Genomic DNA, 1,356 nt, shown 5'->3' with positions numbered 1-1,356 from the left:
TTGAGTCGCGTGCTGAATCAGTTCAATGTTGGACTCAAGCATGGTGGATTTACCCGTTCCGGCTAACCCTTGCACGGCCACAAAGCTGTCTTTGGTGGTTGAGATAAGCATAATGCTATCTCTTTGACCTTGGGTGAGGCGTGGTTGCGTATCAAGATAGTCTTGGACTTGTTTTGATGACGCGTAAGGGGTGTGTTGGTCTTCACCTTGATCAATGTTCCGCAATATATGCTTTTCTGTCTCTAGCGCCGCTTGGGTTGTCCAGCGTGTGCCATCGCTGTATTCGGCAGAGAGGACGTCACTGCGTTTGGCTAGCTCTGTTTCAATTTGCTCTTTCACAATCGGTTGATTGGTCTCTTCAAAGGCGTAGCGAATGGCTTCGACCACCAGTTCTTTTTGCGTGAAAGCGGCCTCTCGCTCAGAGAGGTGATTAAGAGCAAAGTTCACCGCTTTTTCTTGCAGGGGGGACTGTTGCTCTTTCGTCAGTATGGAGAGCGCATACTTGATGTCGTGCTTGAGGGTGGTTTCGGTGGTACTCGATAGATACCGGTCATTGATGCCTTGTGTATGCATCACTTGCTCAATAGCAGAGAGTTTAACTTCGCTTTTTTCGAGCATGGTTTGCGCTTTGTCAGGCTTATCAGTAAACACATCGATGCGCGCGCTTTTTTCGCTGAGGTCATGAAAGAGCTCTTTTGAGAGCGTAAAGGCTTTACCTGAAATCAGGGTGTGCGCTCTTGGCTCAATATGGTTGGTCGATTGCACGTAATCGTATTTCAGTGGGGCCTCTTTCAATGACTCCATGGGTAAGGTTTTCGCCTCGCCTTGTGTGTCGGTGAGGGTGAGCGCTTTTTGAGATATATCCGTGACCACGTAACGCTCGTTGGCGTTTAAACCGGCAGGAAAGTGTTTGCCTGTGGTCGTGATGCGTTCACCTTGGTTAATGTGCAAGGTTTCGGGTTTAAAAACCTGCATGTTGAGCGCTTTAAATTCGGCTGACGATGGATTAAGCGTGTATTCCTCGCCATCGTTTTTGCTCTGTACATGCACGCGGTTTTCTGCGATGTCAGACTTTGATACGACTAACTCTTGAGGTTTGCCGTCTTCCCAATGGCGAAGCGTCATGCCAGGTTTGTAGTGCTGCGCTAATTCTTGTTGTGGCGCCGATAAGTAGTGAGGCTGGCGCGTAGACAAAGTGATGCCTGTACGGGCGAGTTGGCCATCGTTTTGTAGAGAGGTGCGGATAGCCTCTGTCAATCTACGCTGCTCAAGGTTAGAGCTTGCCAGCACTTGTGTTGCGTCTTTGTTTGAGAGGTAGGTGTAGGCTCTTGCAATGGTGCGCGTGTCATGTTCATG

General features: G+C 49.2%; 1 pseudogene. It reads right to left on the bottom strand.

Going from position 1 to position 1,356, the window contains the following annotated elements:
• Positions 1 to 1,356, bottom strand: a pseudogene (locus AB6D93_RS24045) (conjugative transfer relaxase/helicase TraI); the annotation flags it as partial.

It is taken from the genome of Vibrio sp. 10N.247.310.23, assembly GCF_041467155.1.
Taxonomy (GTDB): domain Bacteria; phylum Pseudomonadota; class Gammaproteobacteria; order Enterobacterales; family Vibrionaceae; genus Vibrio; species Vibrio crassostreae_C.
Note: the sequence above shows the minus strand (reverse complement) of the source record. Positions and strands in the feature narration are given on the sequence as shown.